Annotated in this window: 23 protein-coding genes; 11 read left to right on the plus strand and 12 right to left on the minus strand. The window is 61.9% G+C overall.

Annotation, left to right across the window (positions count from 1 at the left end; genetic code table 11):
* The first annotated feature begins 55 nt into the window (after positions 1-55).
* The 3 genes from AB7813_RS15950 (at position 56) to AB7813_RS15960 (ending at position 6,006) form a co-directional block, all read left to right on the plus strand.
* Positions 56-1,558: a sigma-54-dependent transcriptional regulator gene (locus AB7813_RS15950; RefSeq protein ID WP_439065033.1), complete on the plus strand. Its 1,503-nt coding sequence runs from the start codon at positions 56-58 to the stop codon at positions 1,556-1,558.
* Positions 1,559-1,872: 314 nt separating this feature from the next.
* Complete coding sequence (locus tag AB7813_RS15955) at positions 1,873-4,062, plus strand: L,D-transpeptidase family protein (protein ID WP_439084018.1); 2,190 nt, start codon at positions 1,873-1,875, stop codon at positions 4,060-4,062.
* Between the two features lie 285 nt (positions 4,063-4,347).
* Positions 4,348-6,006, plus strand: coding sequence for a DUF882 domain-containing protein (locus tag AB7813_RS15960; protein WP_439084016.1), 1,659 nt, complete (start codon positions 4,348-4,350; stop codon positions 6,004-6,006).
* A gap of 171 nt (positions 6,007-6,177) precedes the next feature.
* Here AB7813_RS15960 and AB7813_RS15965 read toward each other — a convergent pair whose 3' ends face one another.
* Positions 6,178-6,453, minus strand: coding sequence for a DUF2312 domain-containing protein (locus AB7813_RS15965; RefSeq protein WP_068728829.1), 276 nt, complete (start codon positions 6,451-6,453; stop codon positions 6,178-6,180).
* Between the two features lie 187 nt (positions 6,454-6,640).
* Complete coding sequence (locus AB7813_RS15970; RefSeq protein WP_089265876.1) at positions 6,641-6,943, minus strand: DUF1244 domain-containing protein; 303 nt, start codon at positions 6,941-6,943, stop codon at positions 6,641-6,643.
* A 177-nt stretch (positions 6,944-7,120) separates the two neighbouring features.
* Here AB7813_RS15970 and AB7813_RS15975 point away from each other — a divergent pair, with 177 nt between their 5' ends.
* Together AB7813_RS15975 and pyk are read left to right on the plus strand one after the other, a co-directional pair.
* Positions 7,121-7,729, plus strand: a complete 609-nt coding sequence (locus AB7813_RS15975) for a DUF1036 domain-containing protein (protein ID WP_093757145.1) — start codon at positions 7,121-7,123, stop codon at positions 7,727-7,729.
* Positions 7,726-9,159: a pyruvate kinase gene (gene pyk / locus AB7813_RS15980; protein ID WP_089265874.1), complete on the plus strand. Its 1,434-nt coding sequence runs from the start codon at positions 7,726-7,728 to the stop codon at positions 9,157-9,159. The genes AB7813_RS15975 and pyk overlap by 4 nt, the downstream gene beginning before the upstream one ends.
* Positions 9,160-9,341: 182 nt before the next feature.
* Here the strand turns inward: pyk and AB7813_RS15985 are convergent, their stop codons facing one another.
* The 3 genes from AB7813_RS15985 to AB7813_RS15995 form a co-directional block, all read right to left on the minus strand.
* Positions 9,342-9,767, minus strand: a complete 426-nt coding sequence (locus tag AB7813_RS15985) for an OsmC family protein (protein ID WP_175367812.1) — start codon at positions 9,765-9,767, stop codon at positions 9,342-9,344.
* Positions 9,768-9,809: 42 nt separating this feature from the next.
* On the minus strand, positions 9,810-10,772 hold the full coding sequence (locus tag AB7813_RS15990; protein WP_439065037.1) for an alpha/beta fold hydrolase: 963 nt from the start codon (positions 10,770-10,772) through the stop codon (positions 9,810-9,812).
* 74 nt (positions 10,773-10,846) lie between these two features.
* Positions 10,847-11,509: a DUF3750 domain-containing protein gene (locus AB7813_RS15995; protein WP_120288006.1), complete on the minus strand. Its 663-nt coding sequence runs from the start codon at positions 11,507-11,509 to the stop codon at positions 10,847-10,849.
* A gap of 261 nt (positions 11,510-11,770) precedes the next feature.
* On the opposite strand from AB7813_RS15995, the gene AB7813_RS16000 reads away from it, so the two are divergent.
* Positions 11,771-11,953: a hypothetical protein gene (locus AB7813_RS16000; RefSeq protein ID WP_068728843.1), complete on the plus strand. Its 183-nt coding sequence runs from the start codon at positions 11,771-11,773 to the stop codon at positions 11,951-11,953.
* Between the two features lie 160 nt (positions 11,954-12,113).
* Here the strand turns inward: AB7813_RS16000 and AB7813_RS16005 are convergent, their stop codons facing one another.
* The 6 genes from AB7813_RS16005 to AB7813_RS16030 all read right to left on the minus strand — a co-directional run bounded on the left by AB7813_RS16005 (position 12,114) and on the right by AB7813_RS16030 (position 17,733).
* Positions 12,114-14,432: a mechanosensitive ion channel domain-containing protein gene (locus tag AB7813_RS16005; protein WP_439065038.1), complete on the minus strand. Its 2,319-nt coding sequence runs from the start codon at positions 14,430-14,432 to the stop codon at positions 12,114-12,116.
* A gap of 215 nt (positions 14,433-14,647) precedes the next feature.
* Positions 14,648-15,292, minus strand: coding sequence for a tetratricopeptide repeat protein (locus tag AB7813_RS16010; protein ID WP_116663200.1), 645 nt, complete (start codon positions 15,290-15,292; stop codon positions 14,648-14,650).
* Positions 15,293-15,393: 101 nt separating this feature from the next.
* Positions 15,394-15,519 carry a type B 50S ribosomal protein L36 gene (gene ykgO, locus AB7813_RS16015; RefSeq protein WP_055038661.1) on the minus strand — a complete coding sequence of 42 codons (126 nt, stop codon included), beginning with the start codon at positions 15,517-15,519 and terminating at the stop codon, positions 15,394-15,396.
* A gap of 241 nt (positions 15,520-15,760) precedes the next feature.
* Positions 15,761-16,732, minus strand: a complete 972-nt coding sequence (locus tag AB7813_RS16020) for a Bug family tripartite tricarboxylate transporter substrate binding protein (protein WP_439065039.1) — start codon at positions 16,730-16,732, stop codon at positions 15,761-15,763.
* A gap of 63 nt (positions 16,733-16,795) precedes the next feature.
* Complete coding sequence (locus tag AB7813_RS16025; protein ID WP_068728848.1) at positions 16,796-17,236, minus strand: MaoC family dehydratase; 441 nt, start codon at positions 17,234-17,236, stop codon at positions 16,796-16,798.
* A gap of 20 nt (positions 17,237-17,256) precedes the next feature.
* Positions 17,257-17,733, minus strand: coding sequence for a MaoC family dehydratase (locus AB7813_RS16030; RefSeq protein ID WP_089265867.1), 477 nt, complete (start codon positions 17,731-17,733; stop codon positions 17,257-17,259).
* A 106-nt stretch (positions 17,734-17,839) separates the two neighbouring features.
* On the opposite strand from AB7813_RS16030, the gene AB7813_RS16035 reads away from it, so the two are divergent.
* The 3 genes from AB7813_RS16035 (at position 17,840) to AB7813_RS16045 (ending at position 20,849) form a co-directional block, all read left to right on the plus strand.
* Positions 17,840-18,610 carry an IclR family transcriptional regulator domain-containing protein gene (locus tag AB7813_RS16035; protein WP_089265866.1) on the plus strand — a complete coding sequence of 257 codons (771 nt, stop codon included), beginning with the start codon at positions 17,840-17,842 and terminating at the stop codon, positions 18,608-18,610.
* Between the two features lie 89 nt (positions 18,611-18,699).
* Positions 18,700-19,575 carry an amidohydrolase family protein gene (locus tag AB7813_RS16040; RefSeq protein ID WP_089265865.1) on the plus strand — a complete coding sequence of 292 codons (876 nt, stop codon included), beginning with the start codon at positions 18,700-18,702 and terminating at the stop codon, positions 19,573-19,575.
* On the plus strand, positions 19,572-20,849 hold the full coding sequence (locus AB7813_RS16045) for an O-antigen ligase family protein (protein WP_439065040.1): 1,278 nt from the start codon (positions 19,572-19,574) through the stop codon (positions 20,847-20,849). The genes AB7813_RS16040 and AB7813_RS16045 overlap by 4 nt, the downstream gene beginning before the upstream one ends.
* On the opposite strand, the gene AB7813_RS16050 is transcribed toward AB7813_RS16045, so the two are convergent.
* Positions 20,809-21,525, minus strand: coding sequence for a glycosyltransferase family 25 protein (locus AB7813_RS16050; protein ID WP_089265863.1), 717 nt, complete (start codon positions 21,523-21,525; stop codon positions 20,809-20,811). The genes AB7813_RS16045 and AB7813_RS16050 overlap by 41 nt on opposite strands.
* A gap of 179 nt (positions 21,526-21,704) precedes the next feature.
* On the opposite strand from AB7813_RS16050, the gene AB7813_RS16055 reads away from it, so the two are divergent.
* Together AB7813_RS16055 and AB7813_RS16060 are read left to right on the plus strand one after the other, a co-directional pair.
* Positions 21,705-22,202 carry a YbaK/EbsC family protein gene (locus AB7813_RS16055; protein WP_439065041.1) on the plus strand — a complete coding sequence of 166 codons (498 nt, stop codon included), beginning with the start codon at positions 21,705-21,707 and terminating at the stop codon, positions 22,200-22,202.
* Between the two features lie 432 nt (positions 22,203-22,634).
* Complete coding sequence (locus AB7813_RS16060) at positions 22,635-23,156, plus strand: hypothetical protein (RefSeq protein ID WP_175367806.1); 522 nt, start codon at positions 22,635-22,637, stop codon at positions 23,154-23,156.
* The last annotated feature ends 59 nt before the right edge of the window (positions 23,157-23,215 follow it).

Genomic DNA, 23,215 nt, shown 5'->3' on the forward strand with positions numbered 1-23,215 from the left:
AAGGCTTTGATCGCCATGGTGGCTCAAATCGGGACATACCCGCTCTGGAGTTGCCATGGCCGAACGAATCCTCATCGCAGATGACGACGCCGTCCAGCGCCGCCTCCTCGAAAACATGGTGCAGCGCTGCGGCTATGAGGCCATCACGGTCGATAGCGGCGACGCTGCCATGGCCCGGCTGATTGATCCCGAAGCGGCCGCCATCGATGCTCTGGTCCTCGACCTGATGATGCCGGGCCTCGACGGCATGGGCGTGCTCGACAAGATTCGCGATAGCGGCCTCAGTATCCCGGTCATCGTCCAGACTGCCCATGGCGGTATCGAGAATGTTGTGTCCGCCATGCGTGCCGGCGCACATGATTTCGTCGTCAAACCTGTCGGCGTCGAACGTCTGCAGGTGAGCCTGCGCAATGCGCTCAATACCAGTGCGTTGAAAGGCGAATTGCAGCGCATCAGGCACAGCCGCGAAGGCAAGCTCACTTTTGCCGACATCGTCACCCGCAATGCCGGCATGGATGCCGTGCTGCGCACCGCACGCAAGGCGGCGACCTCCACGATCCCCGTGCTGATCGAAGGCGAGTCCGGCGTCGGCAAGGAATTGATCGCGCGCGCCATCCACGGCTCGGGCGAACGCAGCAGCAAGCCGTTCGTAGCTGTGAATTGCGGCGCCATTCCCGACAACCTCGTGGAGTCGATCCTGTTCGGCCACGAGAAGGGCGCCTTTACCGGCGCTACCGACCGGCATCTTGGCAAGTTTGTCGAGGCGCACGGCGGCACGCTGTTTCTCGACGAAGTCGGCGAGCTGCCGCTATCGGCGCAAGTGAAGCTGCTGCGCGCGCTTCAGGAAGGTTCGGTCGAGGCCGTGGGCGGGCGCAAGCCGGTCAAGGTCGACGTCCGCATCATTTCGGCTACCAACCGCAAGCTGCTCGATCTCGTCAAAGCCGGGCAATTCCGCGAAGATCTGTTCTATCGCCTGCATGTGCTGCCGCTCACGGTGCCGCCGCTCCGGGCGCGCCGCGAGGACATTCCGTACCTGCTGCGGCATTTCCTGGCGCGTTTCTGCGCCGAGGAGAACAGGCCGATTACCAGCATCGCCGGCGACGCCATGACGATGCTCACGCAGCTCGACTGGCCGGGCAATATCCGGCAGCTGGAAAATGCCGTCTACCGCGCCGTGGTGATGAGCGAAGGCGATCAACTCGGACTGGCCGACTTCCCGCAAACGACCGCGTACGTTCCATCGATCGTGGCATCGGCGGTCGCGCCGCTGATTGTAGACCCCGTCTTCCACACGATGGCGCCGACCATGGTACCGGGCATCGACGCAGCCCCGATATCGCTCGCCGCCGGAAGCCTGTCCATGCTGACAGCGGAGAACGAGGTAAGGGCACTGGAAGAGCTCGAATCCGAGATCATCCGCTTTGCCATTGCGCACTATCGCGGTCAGATGTCGGAAGTCGCGCGGCGCCTCAAAATCGGCCGGTCGACACTCTACCGCAAGCTCGATGAGGCAGCGGAGAAAGATTCATCGATTGCGGATTCCGCACCGTCGAACTGAACTTCTCGCCTCCCACGCGATTGAACATGTTGTTGCGATCGCTATGGAACTTGAACCGTTGCGGTCTGGTGACACACAAAGTCAAAAGCATCGGTGAAACCTCGGTATGCGTTGCAAACCGGGGAGGTTGAGGTCAGTTTGTTGTGACTTGTCCGACAAGCGCTAGCGCTTGTGCCGGGCGCGTGTATCGTCTGCACAGGAAGCGCTCTGAATCGGAGCGGGCAGGCAAAACAGCGCGACTGCTTCAACCGAAGCTGATGACGTCAGACTAGAACTGTTCCATGCCGGAACAGCTCACCTAACGAGGTGCGAGAATGCGAGACTATTCCAAGGGCCGCTCGGGATTCGACCGCGTGCTGATGGCCGTGGCCGCGACATTCCTGACGGTTTCCGCTGGCGCAGCTGCTGCTGCCCAGAGCGCAGCGCCCCGCGACAGTGTCTCCGAACTCGCCATCGATGCGGCGGTGCCGCGCCCGGAACCCGCCAACGTAGCCCCGCCGACCGCTGCCGACTTCAAGGCCGAGGCGCCGAAGGCCGAGACCACCGCGTCCGTGCCCGATGCAACCAAGACGTCCGAGAAGACCATCGGCTCGACCTCGACCGATACGCCAAAGGCAACCGAGGCCGCGCAAGCGCCTGCGGATGTGAAGCCGAGCGAGGCTGTAACCGTGCCCGCCGCTGCGACACCGCCGGCCGCGACTGCCGTCGCACCTCCCGCGCCCGCAGCCGAGCCGCCGAAGGATGTCGCCAAGGACATCGCCAAGCCCGCGACCACTGTTGCGTCCAGCGATCAGCCCGTCGCCGAGAAGCTGCGCGACATGTTCGGCGCCAAGTCCACGCGCTATTTCGACCGTAAGGGCGAGCGCGCCGCGGCCGAGAAGTTCTACACCGCACGTGACTTCGCACCGATCTGGACCCAGGGCGGCGCAACGACCCCTGCCGCCAAGGGTGTCATTGCGCGCCTCAAGGACGCCGCTTCTGACGGCCTCGACGCCGCCGACTATCCGGTGCCGGATTTCACCGCGGCGAATACGCCCGATGCGCTCGCCGAGGCGGAGCTGAAGCTCACCGCCAGCATGCTCGACTATGCCCGCCAGGCACAGAGCGGCCGCATGCACTGGTCGCAGGTGACTGGCGACATCATGTATCCGGAGCATCCGACAGATCCGGCGGAAGTGCTCGCCAATATCTTGACCGCGAAGAACGCTTCGGCAGCCCTCGACGCCTACAACCCGCCGCACAAGGGCTATCAGGAGCTGAAGAAGAAGCTCGCTGAACTGCGCGGCGAAACCGCAACGCCAGTACAGCCGATCGGCGAGGGCCCGGCTCTGCGTTTCGCCAAGGCCACGAAGAAAAATCCCAACCCGACCGTGATGGACGACTCGCGCGTGCCGTTGCTGCGCGCGCGCCTCAATGTCGAGAATCCGGCCGAGACCAAATATGACGCTGCCGTCGCCGAAGCCGTTCGCAAGTATCAGGCCAGCAATGACCTGAAGGCCACCGGCGTGCTGGACGAGGCTACCGTGCGCGCGATGAATTCGCCGAAGCGTGATCGCCACATCGATACGGTGCTGGTCAACATGGAGCGTTGGCGCTGGCTGCCACGCCAGCTCGGCGCGTCCGCAGTCGGCAATGCCTATGTGATGCTGAACATCCCGGACTATACGCTGAAAGTGATGCAGAACGGCGCGCAGGTCTGGACCACACGCGTCGTCGTCGGCAAGCCGGGCAATCACGCCACGCCGCTGATGACCGAGACGATGAAGTACATCACGGTCAACCCGACCTGGAACGTGCCGCCGTCGATCATCTACAACGAATACCTGCCCGCTCTGCAGCAGGACCCGACGGTGCTTGACCGCATGGGCCTGAAGCTGACGCGCAATTCCGACGGCAGCATCCACATTGCGCAGCCCCCCGGTGAAGCCAACGCGCTGGGCCGCATCCGCTTCAACTTCCCGAACAAGTTCCTCGTCTATCAGCACGATACACCGGACAAGAACCTGTTCGGCCGCGACGAGCGCGCCTTCAGCCACGGCTGCATGCGCGTGCAGAATCCGGATCAATACGCCGCGACGCTGCTGAACATCACGATGCCGAACGAGCACTACACACCGGAAAAGGTTCGCGGCATGTATGGCCGCAGCGAGATCGACCTGAAATTCCCGACGCCGATCCCGGTGAACATCACTTACCAGACAGCCTTCGTCGATGACGCTGGCAAGCTGCAGCTGCGCAAGGATATCTACGGACGCGACGCGCAGATGATGCAGTTGCTCCGCGGCGGCAAGAACAAGGATCTGGAGCAGGTCGTCGCTCGGGCCCAGCCGAGCTATTCGCGCCCACGCGCAGATATCCCGCAAGGCGTAGCCTTCAACGACAACGGCTCGCGCATGGCCAGCAATGGCGGCCTGTCCTTCTTCGAGCGCCTGTTCGGCGGCGGTGCCCCGGCACCACAGCCAGTTGCACCCGGTCAGAAACCACGCCGGACGGTGACCCGCTAAGCGCGACGCCAGTCCTCAAAATTCGAAAGACTTATCAAGGGCTTCACCTTCCGGTGGAGCCTTTTTTACGTTTCGCCCTTTATCCAGATTAACCATCGTCCATCTGGAACCCGGCAGCGGGCTATTTTTCGCCATACTCAATGGGTTAAGTTTAATGGCTGGCTGAAAAGCCCGCTTGGGGGGATGGGTTGTAAATCTCGGTTAACCCTCCCGTTTTAAGAGTACGTTCACTCTCTGTCGCCGCATGGGGTAGCGAGAGAGTTGTCGACTTGGGTGGGTTCATACGTGCTGAGCGGTTTCGCACGCAAAACGAGATTGCGGACATCGCGCGCTGGCTTTTATGCCGGCCTCGCTTCAGTCCTGCTGATCGCAGGCGCCAGCTCCGTCCATAACGCCACCGCTCTCGACGAAACCCGCACCCTCTCGTTCCACCACACCCATTCAGGCGAAGATCTCACCGTCACGTTCAAGCGCAATGGCCGCTACGACGACGACGGGATGAAGAAGATCAACTATTTCTTGCGCGACTGGCGCAGCCAGGACCAGACCAACATGGATCGTCGCCTGTTCGACATCCTCTGGGAGGTCTACCGCGATGTCGACGGCAAGGCGTCGATCCAGATTATCTCCGCCTATCGCTCTCCCACCACCAACGCCATGCTCCGCCGCCGCTCGTCCGGCGTCGCTCGCGCCAGCCAGCATATGCTCGGCCACGCGATGGACTTCTTCATTCCCGGCGTGGCGCTGGAAAAGATCCGCTTTGCCGGTTTACGCCTGCAGCGCGGCGGCGTCGGCTTCTATCCGACCTCCGGCTCGCCTTTCGTGCATCTCGACACTGGCAGCATCCGTCACTGGCCGCGTATGACGCATGACCAGCTGGCGCGCGTCTTCCCCGACGGCCGCACCGTGCATTTGCCGACCGACGGCCGTCCATTGGCTGGTTATCAGCTGGCAATGGCTGAGATCGAGAAGCGCGGCGATGGCGACAGTGCAGCTTTTGCCAAGAGCAAGCCGGGCCTGTTCGCCTCGCTGTTCCGTGGTGGCAAGTCGAATGACGACGAAGACGAGAGCGCAGCGGCCGCGATCGCGCCCGCCAAGCCGTCGCCTGTCGGCATGATGGCCGCCGCGATGCCTGCGAAACCGGTCGACACGAAGCAGGCCGAAACGAAGCTGGCTGAGGCGAAGTCTTCGGACCCCGTTCCGATGCCGCGCTCCAAGCCGGCCGCAGCGGCAACCTATCAGCTCGCATCGGCTGACACCGAGACCGTTCCGGTACCGCGCCCGAAGGCACCGATTCCGGCGCCCGCAGCCAAGACCGACAACCGGCCGCAGACGCCGGCCGATATTATCAATGCCCGCGGCTTCTGGGATGATATGCCGGCGCCGAAACAGGCCACGCCGCAGCAGGTCGCCGCGATCACCGCACGGCAGGCCTTGGCCAATGTGGTAGATCCGCAGCCGGCCGCCACCGAGTCCAGCTTCGCCAAGGCGATGGCCTATGCGCCGCCGGCCAACTCCCCGGTCGATCGCGCCAATGTCGTTGCCGCCAGCGCGCCGATCCCACGTAGCATGCGTCCGGCCTCCGTGGCCAAGAACCCGATGGCGGTGAACAACATCACGACCGTCGTCGCGAAGGGCGCTCAGGGCCAGAACAGCACCGTCACCGTAGCGACCCGCCTGACCGCAGCAGCCATTCCCGACAACCATGTCTGGATGCGCGCGATGATCCTCGCGCCGAGCGCCACCACGTCGATGTCGGCCTCAGTAATGGGCGACGGCGACATGACCATCCTGCGCGCACACTTCGTCAAGCCGCAGGCGGTGGTGGCGATGACTTTCTCGGATGATCCGCAGCTCGGTCTGGTCTGCGACCGCTTCACCGGCTCGGCAACAGCCTCGCTTGCGACGACAGCATTTGTGATGCGCACGGCATCGCTGCGTTAAGCGCGCGAATTTCTCAGACTATAATGGTGTCATGGCCGGGCTTGACCCGGCCATCCATCGATTTTTTGTGGATAGATGGATACGCGGGTCGTCTAGCGCGAAGACGCGCTTCGCGCTTTTGCCCGCGTATGACACCTGAGTGTTTGGCTGAGTATTGGCGCGCTAAGCGCCTTACAGCATTCCCAAGGCCTGCAGATAGGTCTCGAGGATTGTCTCCTGCTCGGCACGCTCGTTGGCGTCCTGCTTGCGCATGCGGATGATGGTGCGCAGCGCCTTCACGTCGTAGCCGTTGCCCTTGGCTTCGCCATAGACGTCCTTGATGTCGTCGGAGATCGTCTTCTTTTCTTCTTCAAGGCGCTCGATACGCTCGACGATAGCCTTGAGCTGATCCTTGGCGAAAGAATGTGTCGCCTGATCGTCCAGCACGGACGCAGCAGAGGTGGCCATCGAAAACTCCTGGTGAACTGATGTTGCTTTAAGCGGATATCGGGTGGGTTTAGTGCGCAGCGTTATGCGCGCATTAATCTTAAGGAAATGACACTCAAGACCACGGCGCCTTGCGTCAAGGCGCCTTCGCGGTCATCCACAGCGCCCCCACAGCTTTGATTTCATGCCTCAAAAAGACAAGAAATCGTCAGTGCCCGCTGTGCACTTTCTTCATGGCCTCAATTTGTTCGGGTTTGGCCTCGGCCTGATGCAGCGATTTCCAGGTCTCGTAAGGCATGCCGTAAATCGCTTCGCGGCTCTCATCCTTGGTCATCGCCACGCCCTTGGCGTCGGCAGCGTCCTTCAGCCAGTTTGACAGGCAGTTCCGACAGAAGCCGGCCAGATTCATCAGGTCGATATTCTGCACATCGGTGCGACCGCGCAAATGGTCTACCAGCCGGCGAAAGGCGGCGGCCTCGAGTTCGGTCTGGATCTTGTCGTCAATCGCCATGAATGGTCTCGCTGTTGCACCCGATACCGGCCTGTCGTCTTCGTGTAACATGGGCGCTGTCACAGATTTTGCCATATCACAACGCAAACCGCCTGGCGGGGCAGAATTGGTTCCGCGACCGTTGACAGGCCCGCCGGGTCAAGCGAAATCGTCAACGAATTGAGATAGCTTCGCCGCATGACCGCAAGAGATTCCCATTCCCGCCCCTTTCGACGCGTCCCCCTCGCCGGCCTGTTGCCGGTGCTGGCGCTGGCCCTGTCGTGCCTGTGGGCGAGCCCCGCGGCGGCTGATTTCCGGCTGTGCAACAACACCTCGAGCCGGGTCGGGATCGCGCTGGGCTACAAGGATGCCGAAGGCTGGACCACCGAGGGCTGGTGGAATGTCTCGTCGCGAGCCTGCGAGACCTTGCTGCGCGGAACCCTGGTTGCGCGGTATTATTATATCTACGCACTCGATTACGACCGGGGTGGTGAGTGGTCGGGTCAGGCCTTCATGTGCTCCCGCGACAAGGAATTCACTATCAAGGGCACCGAAAACTGCCTCGCGCGCGGCTTTGACCGGACCGGCTTTTTTGAGGTCGATACCGGCGAACAGCGTGCCTGGACGGTGCAACTGACCGAAACCAACGAACAACCGCCGAAGCTGCCGGGCATTCCGGGGCCGACCGGACCGCCTCCGGGCGCACCCGGCGCGGGCTTCCCCGGTCTGCCCAACACGCCAGGTGGCGCGCCCCCGGGCGGGTCAACGACCCTGCCGCCATCAGTACCGCCGGGAGGCAAACAATGAGACGTCAACGCCGCATCAAGATTCTGGCCACGCTCGGCCCTGCCTCCTCCGACAGCGCGATGATCCGCAAGCTGTTCGAGGCTGGTGCCGACGTGTTCCGCATCAATATGAGCCACACGCCGCATGACAAGATGCGCGAGCTGGTGAAGACCATCCGCAATGTCGAGAGCAGCTACGGGCGCCCGATCGGCATTCTGGTCGATCTGCAGGGCCCGAAGCTGCGTGTCGGCGCCTTTGCCGAAGGCGGTGTGCAGCTCAAGAATGGCGAGAGCTTCGTGCTGGATTCCGATCCCGCGCCCGGCGACGCCACCCGCGTGCACCTGCCACATCCGGAAATTCTCGCTGCACTTCGCCCGGGCCATGCGCTGCTGATCGACGACGGCAAGCTGCGGCTGATTGCCGAGGAGACATCGAACGACCGCGCGGTGACGCGCGTGGTGGTCGGCGGCCGCATCTCCGACCGCAAGGGCGTCAGCCTGCCCGATACAGACCTGCCGGTGTCGGCCATGACGCCGAAGGACCGCCTGGATCTGGAAGCCGCACTCGAGACCGGCATCGACTGGATAGCCCTGTCCTTCGTGCAGCGCGCCGAGGACGTTCATGAAGCCAAGCGGCTGGTGCGCGGCCGCGCATCCATCATGTCGAAGATCGAGAAGCCGCAGGCGATCGACCGTCTCGATTCCATTCTGGAAGCGTCCGATGCGCTGATGGTCGCGCGCGGTGATCTCGGCGTCGAACTGCCGCTGGAACGGGTACCAAGTCTACAAAAGCGCATGACGCGCATGGCGCGCCGCGCCGGCAAACCCGTCGTCGTCGCTACGCAGATGCTGGAGTCAATGATCCAGAGTCCGGTGCCGACGCGCGCCGAAGTCTCCGACGTGGCAACGGCCATCTATGAAGGCGCGGACGCCGTCATGCTGTCGGCCGAATCCGCCGCCGGCAAATTCCCGGTCGAAGCCGTCTCAACGATGAACCGCATCGGCGAGGAAGTAGAGCGCGATCCGACCTATCGCACCGTACTGATGGCCCAGCGCCCCGAACCCGAGCCGACCGTCGGTGACGCCATTGCGGACGCCGCACGACAAATCGCAGAGACGTTGGATCTGTCTGCGATCATTTGCTGGACCAGCTCAGGATCCACCGCCGTCCGCGTCGCCCGTGAACGGCCGAAGCCGCCGGTGGTAGCGATCACGCCGAACCTCGCCGCCGGTCGCAAGCTCTCGGTCGTGTGGGGTGTACACTGCGTGGTGGCGGAGGATGCGAAGGACCTCGACGACATGGTCGATCGCGCCGGACGCATCGCCTTCCGAGACGGCTTCGCCAAAGCCGGCCAGCGGGTCATCATTGTCGCTGGCGTGCCACTCGGCACACCAGGTGCGACCAACATGGTCCGCATCGCTTATGTCGGGCCAAACGACGCGGATATGTAGTTCACTTGCTTAACCTCTCCCCGCGCTTTGCGGGGAGAGGTCGCCGCGTCTAGCGGCGGGTGAGAGGCATCGCACAAAGCCCACCATACGCACTTCACTCACGGATCGAAGAGCCCCTCACCCCACCTCTCCCCGCAAGAGCGGGGCGAGGGAGTGCGCGGCAGGTGCCAAGACCCTGAGAACTACACCAGTGTCGCGTCGAGCGTGATTTCTGCGTTCAGCACCTTCGACACCGGGCAGCCGGCCTTTGCCATGGCGGTGAGTTCGTCGAACTTCGCCTTGTCGGCGCCGGGAATAGAGGCCGACAGCGTGAGGTGCACTTTGGTAATCGCGAAGCCGTCACCCTGCTTCTCCAGCGTCACATCCGCCTTGGTTTCCATATTGTCGGCTTTGAACCCTGCTTCGCCAAGGATCAGCGACAGCGCCATGGTAAAACAGGCGGCATGGGCCGCACCGATCAGCTCTTCAGGATTGGAGCCAGGCTTGCCTTCGAAGCGGCTGGCGAAACCATACGGATAGTCACTGAGCGCGCCGCTCTTGGTGGAAATCGATCCCTTGCCGTCCTTGATGCCGCCCTGCCATTTGGCCGAACCGAAAGTCGTGGTCATGCAATTCTCCTCAATTTGGGTTGAAGTCGATCGAACGGGAGGTTAGCGCAAGGCGGCCTTCGGTTTTGTGTCAGCGGCCGAGATCATGCCCTCGATCTCCCTCATGATAAGATCAGGTGCAGCGTTTTGCACCATATGACCAACGTTCGGCAGCACGATTAGTTTGGCGCCCGGCACGGTTTTCGCGAAATGACGCGAATGAATCTCCGGCGATACGATGGTGTCGGCAGAGCCTGCGATCACGACGGTCGGAGCTTTGATATCGGCATAGCGCGATGCCTGCGCCATGACGGCAGATTTCAACGTTACTAGATCCCAGGCATTGGCAAGGAAGTTGCGCGGCCGCAGTACAAGTTGCGTCGCGGTCTGCGCGATATAGCCTTCCGGCATCGGCTGCGGCGCAAACACTGCGCGTCCGGCCATGTCCGTCAAGAAATAGCCGAGCGGCAGCGTGATCGTATAGGCCAGCAGCTTGCCTATGGCCGGAGTGGTGACGACCTCGTTATAGATGCCAACGCCACCGGGCCAGGGATGAGTGACACCCGCCAGCATGACCAGTCCTGCGAAACGCTGCGGATAGTCCAGCGCCATCAGCGCGCCGAGTGCGCCGGCAAGCGAATGCACCACAACGATCGCCTGATCGACGCCGAGTTTTTCAAGCGCTTCATCGATCATCCTCGCCTGCATCGCCGGAGAAGAGTTCGACAAATCGTCACGCGTGCTCCAGCCAAAGCCGGGACGGTCGATCAGGATAACGCGGTGTTTTTCTGCCAGCATATTGCCGAGCGGCAGCCGCATGGTCTCCATGCTCGACGTGGCACCGTGGATGAGGACAATCGGCGGGCCTGATGCGTCGCGTGGTCCGATCTGCACCACATGCAGACGGCCACCCGTGACGTCGACAAGCTCACCCGTTGGCCGATATTTACGCTCGAATACCAGCACGCCGACCTGCGTGGCCACGGCCAGCACGCATAGCACGGCCACCACAGTGACCGATATCATCGCCGATATCCGAGGAATTTTGTGCACGGTTCAGCTACGCGACGGTACCCTGAGGGTTTCGCGCCGCGCGTCATTTACGCACTGACGCCAAGACGACCAATGCCCGGCAGTTTGATCGCGGGCCGGCGGATGTCGAGGCCGAATACGGCACCCAGCAGATTGAGCTCGACCCCTTCGACCCAGCCTGCGGTAACACCGAGATAGCCGCCCAATGTGGCGCGCACGCCGGTGCCGGAAGGTGTCCAGCCAAAGGCATTGCCGGCATAGGGGAAATCCTTCCCGATGGCGGTGGGCGGCAATGCCACCTGCAATTCGGGCACGGCGGCCAAAACTGCCGCGACGAAGGTGTTGGAGTTCGGCCCCGGCCAAGCCCGATAGTCGCCATAAGAGCGCCAGGAGTAACTCGCGATGGCCGCCTGGATTTTCGGGATCATGGCGGTGGCGGCATCGCCGTCGGCGGAGGCGATAGCGGTCGGCACGTCGCCGAACCAGCGGCCGTCTGCGGCAAATCCATTCAGGCGGATCGGCTCGCCCCACGCCGTATAATCGTAGCGAGTATAACGCGACGCGCCCTGTTCCTTGAACACGATCCAGCTATGGACCGCAAAGATACCGCGCCAGCGCACGGTCCGCGCCGCGAAGACGCGCACAAGTGCCTCGGGATGCGTGGCGGGCGGTGGCAACAGGCCGGCGCTTGAACGATCCGCGCTCTGCCAATCTACCGAGCGATCACCCATCCAATATCTGGCTGCCGACACAACAATGGGAACGACGAGAAGCGCGAGCAGGACAATCACAAATTTTCTCACCGAGGAAAGGCCCGTGGAGGGAAGTAATGTTGTGGATATGGGGGGCGTTTGGCGGCTTTGCCACGGCGGCCGCGACGAATGGCCAGCAAGAACTGTCCACGCTATCCACAGGAACGCATTCGTTCCCGCCCGGTTATCGCCACGATCAGGCGGCGGACTGACGCCATGATCTGAACTGGAGATAGTTCCATGACGGCCCGCCCAACCGATGCTGTGATCGACGAAATCATTTCTACCTGCAATGGCGACTTGCGCGGCGCGCTCAAGGCTTTGCTGATGGTCAACGAGCAACTGGAAGCGGAATTGCAGCAACTCTATGCCGCTTCACCCCAGTTCGGTGCTATCCGGCCCGGCAATAACGTCCTGCACTAGATCGACAGACGCACCTATTCTGGATTGTCCTTGTCTTCCGGTTCGTCCATCTGCCAGAGAGGCCGTGGCGGGATGGCGAATATGGCTGCCATTGCGCCCCACGTAGCCGCAACTTTGGCTAATCCGGAGCTGCCGCATCCTCGAAAAGTCGCGACAATCACTAGCCCGCGCGGCGCTGCGCTGACTTGCTCTGCTGGTTATCTGCGTCATTGTCCTCTGCAGCTTCAGTGGTCGGCGGCGGCAACTGCATCAAAACGGTCTGTCCGGGTGACGCGATCTCGATACCTTCTTCCTGGAAGCGGATTTTCATACGGCGATTGAATTCGCGCTGCACCGCCCAGCGGCCGGAATCGGTACACCGGATCTGCCCGACGATCGTCGCCATCGAACCATCGACCTTATCGACGCCCCACAATTCGAGATCGCTGCGGATCAGCGGCTTGAAAGCTGCCTCATTGCGCATCTGCTCGACGATGTCCTTCAGCAACTGGCCGGCGCGGTCGGTATCTTCCTTGTAAGCGACGCTGACGCTGACGGCCGCGTTGCCTGCACCGCGGCTGGCATTGGTGATGGTGGTCACCGCGCTGAAGGGAATGATGTGAACCGAACCATCGCCGGCACGCAGTCGAATGGTACGGATCGAGACGTTCTCCACGACACCCGACAGGCCCGACACCGTAACGTTGTCACCAACCTGCACGGTGCTTTCCAGCAGCAGAAACAGGCCGGTAATCACGTCCTGCACCAGCTTCTGCGAACCGAAGCCGATAGCGATACCGAGGATGCCGGCACCAGCGAGCAGCGGCGCAACATTGACACCGATCTCGCTCAGCGCGGTGAGCGCAACCACCGCGATGATTACGCCGAGCAATGTCGTACGCAGCATCGGCTGGAACGTGCGCAGACGGGCCGCGCGGGCGAAATGAGCATCGCGCGTCAGCGCCGCGAGCTGACGCTCCATCAGCGCATTGCTACCTTCCCACACAACCGCAGCGACAATGGCAGCGATGCCGACGGTGATGACAGCCGAGACGACCCGACTGCCGATCTGGCCGCCATAGAACCAGACAATGGCATTGACGCCCCACACTTCCAGCAAGGCAACGAGGCCGATCACCGCGATGATCGTTGCGACGACCTTGCGCAACAGTGGCAGATAACGATTGGCACGCGTCTCAAGACCCGGAAAGCGCTGCAAGATTTCCGGTTTGATGCGGAAACCGCGATCAATGAGGCTCAGCGCAATCATCGAGACGAGCCGGGCCACCAGCGCGACAATGACCGTGCCGACGATGTATCGCAGCAGCAATGAATAACCGTTCTGGATATTGAGCGCCCAGATGGTCCAAGCCGCCATCACGACGACGATCGCCAGCACATGCCAGAGACTGGCGAGGCGATTGCGCATCGCGCTCAGGAAGCCCGTAGCGCCGATCGGCGCGCGGAGCGCATCGGCAACGGGCTTCCGGCACTGCAGGACGATGACGACAACAAACAGATGCACGACCAGCATCACGAGCTTGATCAACGCAAAATGTGCCGAACGATAGAGGCCCATCATCAGGGCGACATTGGCGATTGCGATGCCGGTGGCGCCGACGCCGACGATGCGACGCGTCCAGATTTCGAGATAGGCTGCGGTCTCCTCCTTCACCCTGAACAGAGCGAGCGGCCCGAACAACGCGCGCATCGCGCAGATGATGGCGCGCGCCACCACATAGCTGTTTACGATCGCAAGGATCGCGAGGCGCGTGATCCCGGCATCGCCGATCTGGGTGCCGAGCAGCAGCGATACTGTGCCGGTAAAGACGAAAATCGGAAACAATTCGAGGAGAAGACGCCCGACCACATAGGGAAGCCGCAGCAGCGATTGCCACGCCCGGGTCAGGCTGCGCCGCCGTTTGTTGAGATCAGGCGTCTCGGTGAAGTCGGCCGTGGACGACGGTGGATCGGCACGTTCGATGAGCGAGGACGGCGCACGGGCGACGAAAGGAATGCGCGCCTCGAGCGCGGCCTGCGGCTTGCGCAGCAGCCAAACCATGAGCCATTCCGCCGCCAGCGCACCGCCGAATACGACAACAAGCTTCCAGGCGATGTCGAACAGGAGATGATAGGTGGCGGGATCGTTCGCGCTGCGCTGTAGCCAGTACCATAGCGCCGGAAAGCGCGTGACCGATTGCACGGCTGTCGAGACCTCGCGTGTAATATCGCCGAGCTGATCGGAAATAGTCACGAGCAATTGCGCGCCAAGACTGTCGGCGTCGAGCGGAATGGCCGGTTTCTTCTCCGGCGATGCAGGTGTCGCCGTGGCGATCGCGCGCAGCGTATCGATCATTTCCTTGCGCTTGACGTCGTCTTGCAATGTGTCGAGCGCAGCCTTGGCCTGATCGGGGGACAGCGTCGAAGCTGCAGGCGCCGGCGGCGCATCGGCTTTCTGCGCCAGCGCAGGGCCGGTCACAGCAGCCATCGGTGCGGCCATCAACACACATAGCAAAGCGAATAGCGGAAATGACTTCGGCGCCAAAAGGTGTCCCTTCCTGTGGCTCGGAAAACGCCCTTTTCGCCCGTTTCCTGTGTCAGAAGTTTGATTCCCCGGCGACGATGTCTTGTTTTTCCATCGCGGGCAGCAGGGATGCATCAAAGCAGGGCGATGTTCCCGCGATGTCCCGCAAGCGCCCCAACTTTCAGGGAATCTCAGATATCGCGGCCTTCGACCTTTTCGGTCAGGGTCTTGACCAGCTCCGGCACCTTTTCGAGATGCGGATTGACCGCAAGCGCCTTGCGGAACGCATCAAGCGCACGCTTGTCGTCGCCCAGCTCCTGCATGATCATGCCGAGCCCTGCCAGAGCACCGAAATGCCGGGGTTCGCGTATCAGCACTTGCTCGATATCCTGCAGCGACCGGGTGTAATCGTTCTGCAGGTAATACAGCGTCGCGCGCCGATTCCAGCCCTCGACGTAATCCGGGCGCAGCTTCACCACCGCGCTCAACAACTGCAGCGACAGATCGACCTGCTTGGCGTCCAGCGCCGTCTTGGCGCGGGTCATCAGCAGCGCCGTCGTGTCGCTCGTGGTCTGCGACCACAGGGCCCAGATCCGGCCTTCGACGTGTTTGGCACTGGCTTCGTCCGGCGCCGCTTTCAGCGCACCAAACAGAAAATCAAGGCCGCGCGTCTTGTCGGCATTGACCTTCGGCAGTTTGGCGGGTGGCTCGGGAATCTTCTTCGGCGCATCCGGGGTCACGACCTGCGGATCTCGCACCTGCGCATAGACGGGTGCTGCGCCCAGAAACGCGCTCAGCAGAATTCCAAAACCTGCGGCCGGGATTCTCAATGCCATGCTGCAAGTCTAGACACGAAAAAACGCGCTGCAAAGCAGCAGCGCGTCAAACACCTGTGATGTCGTGAGGCCAGCCGGCAAAATGCCGGCCGCTCAGCAACTCAACCCTGGCGAGCCTTGAAACGGCGCTGGGTCTTGTTGATCACGTAGACGCGGCCCTTGCGGCGGACCAGGCGGTTGTCGCGGTGACGACCACGCAGCGATTTCAACGAGTTACGGACTTTCATCGGTCAATCCTGATAGCTTGCGATACTGACGTCAAAGGCCGTGCGCAGCAGGCCGAAATCAGCGAAAATGAGCTTGAACCCGCTGGCGACCAAGTCGCCCGGGACCCGCGGTTTCTAAGCCATCGGGCGCCAGACTGTCAATCCGATCCGGGCATCTGACGACCATCGGATCGATATTTGCAGGTATTTTGGTGGCTTGAGGGTCCGGGAACAGCCACCGGACCCTTCAAACACGTGCGGATCACTCTTGCGGGACATTCGCGGTTATCACCACTGCGCCCCACTTCTTGATCTCCGAATCGACGAAAGCCGTGAATTCAGCTCCCGCCAGCTTGCCCGGCTCGACACCCTGGGTGGCGAATTTCTCGCGGGTCGCGGGTGCCGCCAGGATCTCCTTCATGGCCGCGACCAGCTTCGTATAGGCCGGGCTGCCATTGGCCTGCGGCATATACATGCCGAACCAGGCGGTCGCCTCGAACCCCTTTACGCCGGCCTCATCGAGGGTGGGGGCATTGGGGAGCGAGGCCGCTCGGGTCAGGCTGGTGACCGCGAGCACACGGATGTTGCCCGCCTCGGCAGCAGGCAGAACAGTCGGCAACGTATCGAACATGATCGGAATATGGCCGCCGATCAGGTCGTTCATCGCCGGCGCGGCGCCCTTGTAAGGGATGTGTTCGATATTGATTCCAGCCATCTGCTTGAACAATTCGCCCGACAGATGATTGGCGCCGCCGACGCCGGCCGATCCGAAGGACAGCTTGCCGGGCTGCTTCTTCGCCAACTCGATCAACTCGGCGACCGACTTCGCCGGAAAGTCCCTGGTCACAACAAGCGCATTTGGCGCCGTCGCGATCAGGGCGATCGGCGAGAAGTCCTTCTGTGTCTCGTAAGGCAGACTCTTGCGTAGACTCGGATTGATCACGTGGTGCGTGGCCGTGACCAACAACACGCTGCCATCGGCGGGCGACTTCACGACAACTTCCGAACCGATCGTGCCCGATGCACCGGGCCGGTTCTCGACGATGGTGGCGACGCCGAGCTTCTCGCCTAGATATTGCGCGACGAACCGCGCGAGGATGTCCGTCGTGCCACCTGCCGGGAACGGCACGATGATCTTGATCTGACTGACTGGAAAATTCTGCGCCAGCGCGCCTGACAACATGACAAAAGTCATCGCCAGACACGACAGGGCGAGCCTCGTGAGCTTCTTCATTTCGATCCCTTGCCTGTTTTTATCCGGCGTGCGGACTATGCCGCACGCCGTTGCATTGAGCCACTAGGCTGTCAGCGGAAATTCAACCATCGCCTCGCCAACAGCGACCTTCTCGTCGTTCTGGTTCTTCACCAGCACGTCGATCAGCACCCAGCGCGATTTCTCGGTGGTCTGCTTGGCCTTGATGATGCCAACCGGCTGGATCGTGTCGCCGGGCTTCACCGGCTTGACCCATCGCGTTTCGAGACGGCGATGGATTGCACCTGCGGGATAGGCCCAGTCGGTCAGCATGCGGGTGATCAGCCCGAAATTATTCATGCCATGCATGATGATGCCGCCGAAATTGGTCTTGCCGAACGAGTTCTTCATATAGTTGTCGTCGAGATGCAGCGGATTATAGTCGAGTGATCCGTCGCAGAAGAGCCGGATCGACTCGCGCGACACTGCGAAGCTCGGACCGTCGATGGTGTCGCCGGTGGAGAGTTTGTCAAAGCTGGTTGTCATGGTTGATCTCCTTGCCACGCTCACATCGGGCGGATGGTCTGGCCGCGGCCAGAACAGATGACGTCGCCACGCTGGTTGAAGAACACGTTGTCGTGGACCACGAACAGCCGCTCGCGCTTGATGAACTTGTCGAGCGCGCGGGCCTGCAGGGTGATGGTATCTCCGGGCCGTGCCGGGACGTTGTAGCTCCAGGACTGGCCAGCGTTGACGGTCCCAGGTGTGCGCATCCAGTCGTCGGCCGGCGTGCAGGAGAACATCAGCAGAATGTGGATCGATGGCGGCGCGATCAGACCGCCATAGGGCGACGCCTTCGCGTAAGCCTCGTCGAAATACAATGGGTGGTTCTCGCCAACCGAGCGGCAATAAAGCTGGATCGCCTCCCTCGTCAGGACATAAGGCAGCGTCTTGCGTGGCTCACCCGGGACGATCTCGTCCCAGACCTTGCGCAGGTTCGCGTCCTTCCAGAAATCGGTTTCAAAAACTTCCGCTTGCGCCATAGCGCCTTCTCCACTAACGTTCACCAGGCGAACTTTATGGTCGCCTTACGAACAACTATAGGCGCGGTTTCCCGAGACTGACAAGTCCGAACCGGCAGGATGGTGCATGGCTAAAGACAGTGACGGTTTCGTTCGGGCGATCGCCCGTGGTTTTGCGGCCGTCGAAGCGCTGGGTCGCCCACCAGGTCGGCACACGCTCTCGGAAGTCGCCGCGATCGCGGGCCTCAGCCGCGCGACGGCGCGCCGGATGCTGGCGACGCTGATCGTGATGAAATATTGCGAAGCCGATGGCCGCTATTTCAGCCTACGCCCGCGGGCGCTGGGACTTGGCCTTTCCTACCTCAATGCACTGCCTTACTGGGGCTATGCGCAACGCGCTTTGGAAGACCTGCGCAACGAAATCGGCGAATCCTGCTCGCTGGCCGTGCTGGACGAGACCGAGATCGTCTATGCGCTGCGATTGCCGGCGCAGCGCATTCTCTCGGCCAATCTCGCCGTCGGAAGCCGCCTGCCCGCCCACGTGGTGTCGCTCGGCCGGGTCCTGCTCGCAGCCCTGCCGCCGGACCAGCGCGCGCACTATCTCGCCACCACCGAATTCAAACATATCACCCCACGCACCATCACCGATCCCGTGCTGCTGGAACGCGAGCTCGAACGCGTCGAGGCCAAAGGCTATGGCTGGGTCGATGGTGAACTCGATCCAGCCATCTGCGGCATCGCCGTCCCCGTCCGCGACCACGGCGGCCGGGTCGTCGCGGCGATCAGCGTGAATGCCATTTCGGGCACAATGGACGAGGCGACGGCAAAGGAGAAATACCTGATCCCGCTCCGCCGCACCGCGCAGGATATCCGGACACAGTCCTTCTCCACCGGCTAGGTCGGCAGCGTTCCGCGCCTTTCATTCAGCAGGCCGGTTTGCTAGAGCAACCGCCAACGATAATGATGAAAGTGCGGGAGACGCGGGACATGAAATTGCTCAATCCGGACGACCTTGTCGCCATCGACATCCACACACATGCGGAAGAGCCATGCGGCTGCCACGCCGACGACGGCTATGATGATTTCCAGGCCCGCATGGCCGAGTATTTCAAGTCGCCGCATAAGCATCCGCCGACAGTGCAGGAAACAGCCGCCTATTACCGCGACAAGAAGATTGCCGCGGTGATCTTCCCGGTCGACGCCGAGCGCGAGACCGGCTTCCGCCGCTACAACAACTACGAGATGCTGGAGATCGCCAAAGAAAACGCCGACGTGCTGATCCCGTTCGCGTCGATCGATCCGCACAAGGGCAAGCTTGGCGTGCGCGAGGCACGCAAGCTGATCTCCGAATACGGTGTAAAGGGTTTCAAGTTCCACCCGACCATGCAGGGCTTTTACGCCAACGACCGCATGGCCTATCCGCTCTATGAGGCGATCCAGGAAGGCGGCGCTATCGCGCTGTTCCACACCGGCCAGACAGGCGTCGGCTCCGGCATGCCAGGCGGCATGGGGATGCGGCTGAAATATTCCAACCCGATGTATATGGACGACGTTGCGGTCGACTTTCCCGACATGAAGATCATTCTGGCGCATCCCTCCTTCCCCTGGCAGGAAGAGGCGCTGTCGGTCGCGACCCACAAGCCCAACGTGTATATCGACCTGTCCGGCTGGTCGCCGAAATACTTCCCGCCGATCCTGGTGCGCTACATCAATTCGATCCTGCAGGATAAGATGCTGTTCGGCTCCGACTGGCCGGTGATCATGCCGGATCGCTGGATGGCCGATTTCGCCAAGCTCGACATTCGCGACGAGGTGCGTCCGAAGGTCCTGAAGAACAACGCACGGAAACTCCTGGGCATATGACGAACAACGATCTGCCGCGCAAACTTGCGGATGCCCGGCAGATCGCTGCCATTGCCACCGGCTTCTCGCTGCCGTTCTCAACCAGCGGTCAGGCTATCGCGGTGTCGATCTTTGCAGTGCTCGCGCTGCTGACACTCGACCGCGATCGTTTCATCGCCACGTTGCGGAGGCCGGCGGCCTATCTGCCGGTCGCGCTGTTCGCGCTGATCCTGGTCGGCGTACTCTGGTCGATGCAGCCGCTCAGCGGCGCGATCAGATGGGTTGGTCCCTACGCCAAGCTGCTGTTGATTCCATTGGTGATGGCAACGGCATTTACGCCGAAACAAGCGTTACAAATCGCTTATGGCTTTCTTGCCGCCTGTATTTGTCTTCTCGCCCTGTCATGGGCTGCGTTCCTGTGGCCCACGGGACCGTGGGGCTGGTTCAAGGCGCCCGGCGTGCCCTTCAAGGACAACGCGGTTCAATCCGGCTGCTTCGCACTTTGTGCCTTCGCTCTGGCGATCGGCGCGATGCGCATCTGGGTCCAGGACACCCGCCGCGCCATCGCGATGATCGTGCTCGCGCTTCTGTTCTTTGCCGACATTTTCCTGATCTATGTGTCGAAGACGGGCGCAATCATGGCCGCCGCATTACTCGGTTTATTCGTCATCCACGCCGGCGGCTGGCGACGCTCCGCCATGGTCGCGGTCGCAGCCATGATCGTGATCGGCATCGCATTGCTGACCTCGCCACAAGCGCAGCGCCGGATCGCAGAGATCAACTCGGACATCAACGCCAATAGCGGCCAGACCGCTGGCGGCGAAACAGTCTCGACTGCATCGCGGATGGATTTCTGGAGCAAGGCAGTCGGCTTCGTGAAGGCCTCGCCCATCGTCGGTCACGGCACCGGGAGCATCAAGCCGCTGTATCAGAACATGGAGGCGACGAAGCCGTCGCCCTATGGCCAAGCCACGCCCGATCCGCACAATCAAACGCTTCATACGGTGCTGCAGGTCGGCCTGATCGGCGGGCTGCTGCTGTGGGCCATGTGGATCGCGCATGCACGGCTTTTTCTCGCGCGCGATTATGCAAGCATCCTCGGCCAGGCCGTCGTGTTGCAGAACGTGATTGGCTCTTTATTCAACAGCCACATCTCGGCGGTGACGCAGGGGATGCTGTACTGTCTGGCAGTGGGATTGCTCGGCGCGTTGGTACGCAATACTCTATCCGGAATGACCGGCCGGAAGCCGCCAATTACTTCAGCTTCAGCCACCGCTTCAAATAACGCCGCCTGAACTTCTGCACGGCAAACTGTATGCGCAGCTGCAATTGCGCATGCCCCTTGCGATCAAGCGAGCTCTTGAACACGCCGTTGAGCGAGCCTTGCTCGGCCAGCGGCGGTTCCGGCCACAGGAACGGGATGCCCATGGCAGGATCGCCGGTGTTGAAGGCGATGTCGATAGGCTCGTGCATCGGATGCCGCGCGATCCAGTCAAGTCGTGCCGAAGCCTCGGGCGCGCCCAGGACATAGGCTTCCATATTGCGCACGCGATTGCCGGGATAGACGATCTGGCCCGGGCGCAACTCCGACGCCGGGGTGTAAAAATTGGTCGCGGCGCCAAGATGCAGAATGCGCGGCCGCGGCCACTTTTCGGCTTCATCAAGCACGCGCTTCAACTGGTCGCAGAAATCCGGCACCAGCAATGCGTCATCCTCGAAGATCAGCGCCAGATCCTGGCCGCGCTCGCGGATGCGCTGCATGGCGACGACATGTTTCAGCGCGCAGGATTTCTGCCGCAGCGTGAGATCGGCGCCTTCGGCGAAATAAGCCCGATCGACATCGGAGGTGATCTCGTCGGCATCGAAATCCAGCACCCACTCGAACTTGATGCCCGCACGGTCGAGCTCACGCTGGATATGCTCCGTGCGCTCGGGCAACGACTTGGCATGGATCACATAGGCCGGCAGCATCGAGGGGTAGGCTCCAGAACATCGCCCGGCACGGTCAGCCGGACAAGAGCCCGTATAAGGTCAAAACCGGCGTGAGGGAATGGCGCGGCAGCGCCGCCCAGTTCCCCAATGCACGGATGTGACTTCACTTTGTCGGCGACATGTGAGAGGGCGTGGCGGTATGTCACCGAGACCGCATCATGAGCCTTGAGTCCGTCCGCGCCTTTCTCACCGCCAACGCCCCCGAATTATTCGTCACCGTCACTGACAAAAGCTCGGCCACGGTCCTTCTCGCCGCCGAGGCGTTGGGCGTCGAGCCCGGCCAAATCGCCAAGACGCTGTCGGTGCGGGTCGGCGACCGGGTGGTGCTGGTGGTGACCAAGGGTACAGCGCGGCTCGACAACAAGAAGGCACGCGATGCACTTGGCGGCAAGCCCCGCATGCTGGGGGCCGATGAGGTCGTTGCCCTCACCGGCCATCCGGTCGGCGGCGTCTGCCCGTTCGGCCTGGCAACGCCATTACAAGTCTACTGCGACGTGTCGCTGAGGGAATTCGCCGAGGTGTGGCCGGCGGCGGGCTCGGTCAACAGTTCGGTGCGGATTTCCCCGGCACGGATGGCCGAACTGACCGGGGCCAGCTGGGTCGATGTTTGCCAGGAACCGGCGGCAGTGCAGGAGCAAGCTCCCGCGATGGGTTGAGGCAGCGAGAATAATTCACTGCCGTTCATTGCCAGCAGAGAACAAGCCAACCGCCGTCCGGCACGAGAGCAGCGCGGGTATTGCTATTTTTGCCGGGGGATCGACTTCCCCCGCGCAAGGCACGATTTTCCGGGTGTCGTCCCTGAGGACGCTCGGCTGCGCAGCAATATGTGCGGCCCAACCGGACAAGGACCATGCGCTTCAAAGCCTCGTCTCATCGCCCGCAGTCGTCGAAGACCTGGAAGCAGGTGGTGGCGTCGATCGTGGCCGCAGCTGCAGCCGGATTACAGTCCGCTGGCGCCTGAACGCGCTCTGTAGACGTCCGCTGGAGCGCAAACGTGGCTGGCGCCAAGTTCCCGCGTTATCAAAATCTTGAGGGTATATAGCTAGGGTTGCATCCGGCCGTGTGTAAATCGGCGGGGGGACCTCGAGATGCGGCTCGTGCCGATCACCGACGCCGACAGAAGCTGGGCTTCACTGAAGTCGCAGTGGCGGAAGGCTGCCGAGGCAGCCGAGGAAGACTTCTCCACTTACACCCAGGGTATTTTCGCGGCTTTGGACCCTGTCATGCAGGGCGGCAAGGGTGGGTTGTACGGTCTCTACGACGGCACCGTTCCGCAGGCTTTCTGTCAGGTCAGCAAACTTCTGATGCCCAAATTCGAAGGCCCCGTGCTGCGTTGCCGTTTCATGACCGTGTCGCCAACCTACGACTTCGGAAGTGCCGGTCTCGATAAATACGGACAACTGCTGATCGAGCTGTTTTCCGGCATGATCTGGCTGTCGCGCAACGCCCTTTCCGCCAGCCATATCCAGTTTCACCTCCGCAGCCCCGCCGACGCGCAGTTCCTCGCCCCATTGCAGGCTCCGGTGCCCGACTCGCCGTTCCAGCGCTTCACCATTAACGGCGCCTGGGTCGAATGCGATCTCAAGCTGCCCGAACTCGAAACAATGTAAGAGCGTGCAGCGCAATGACGCGTGCCGCAAGCTTGCGCAGCGACATCGGCGATGATAGC

This window comes from Tardiphaga sp. 20_F10_N6_6 (assembly GCF_052076045.1).
Lineage (GTDB): Bacteria > Pseudomonadota > Alphaproteobacteria > Rhizobiales > Xanthobacteraceae > Tardiphaga > Tardiphaga robiniae.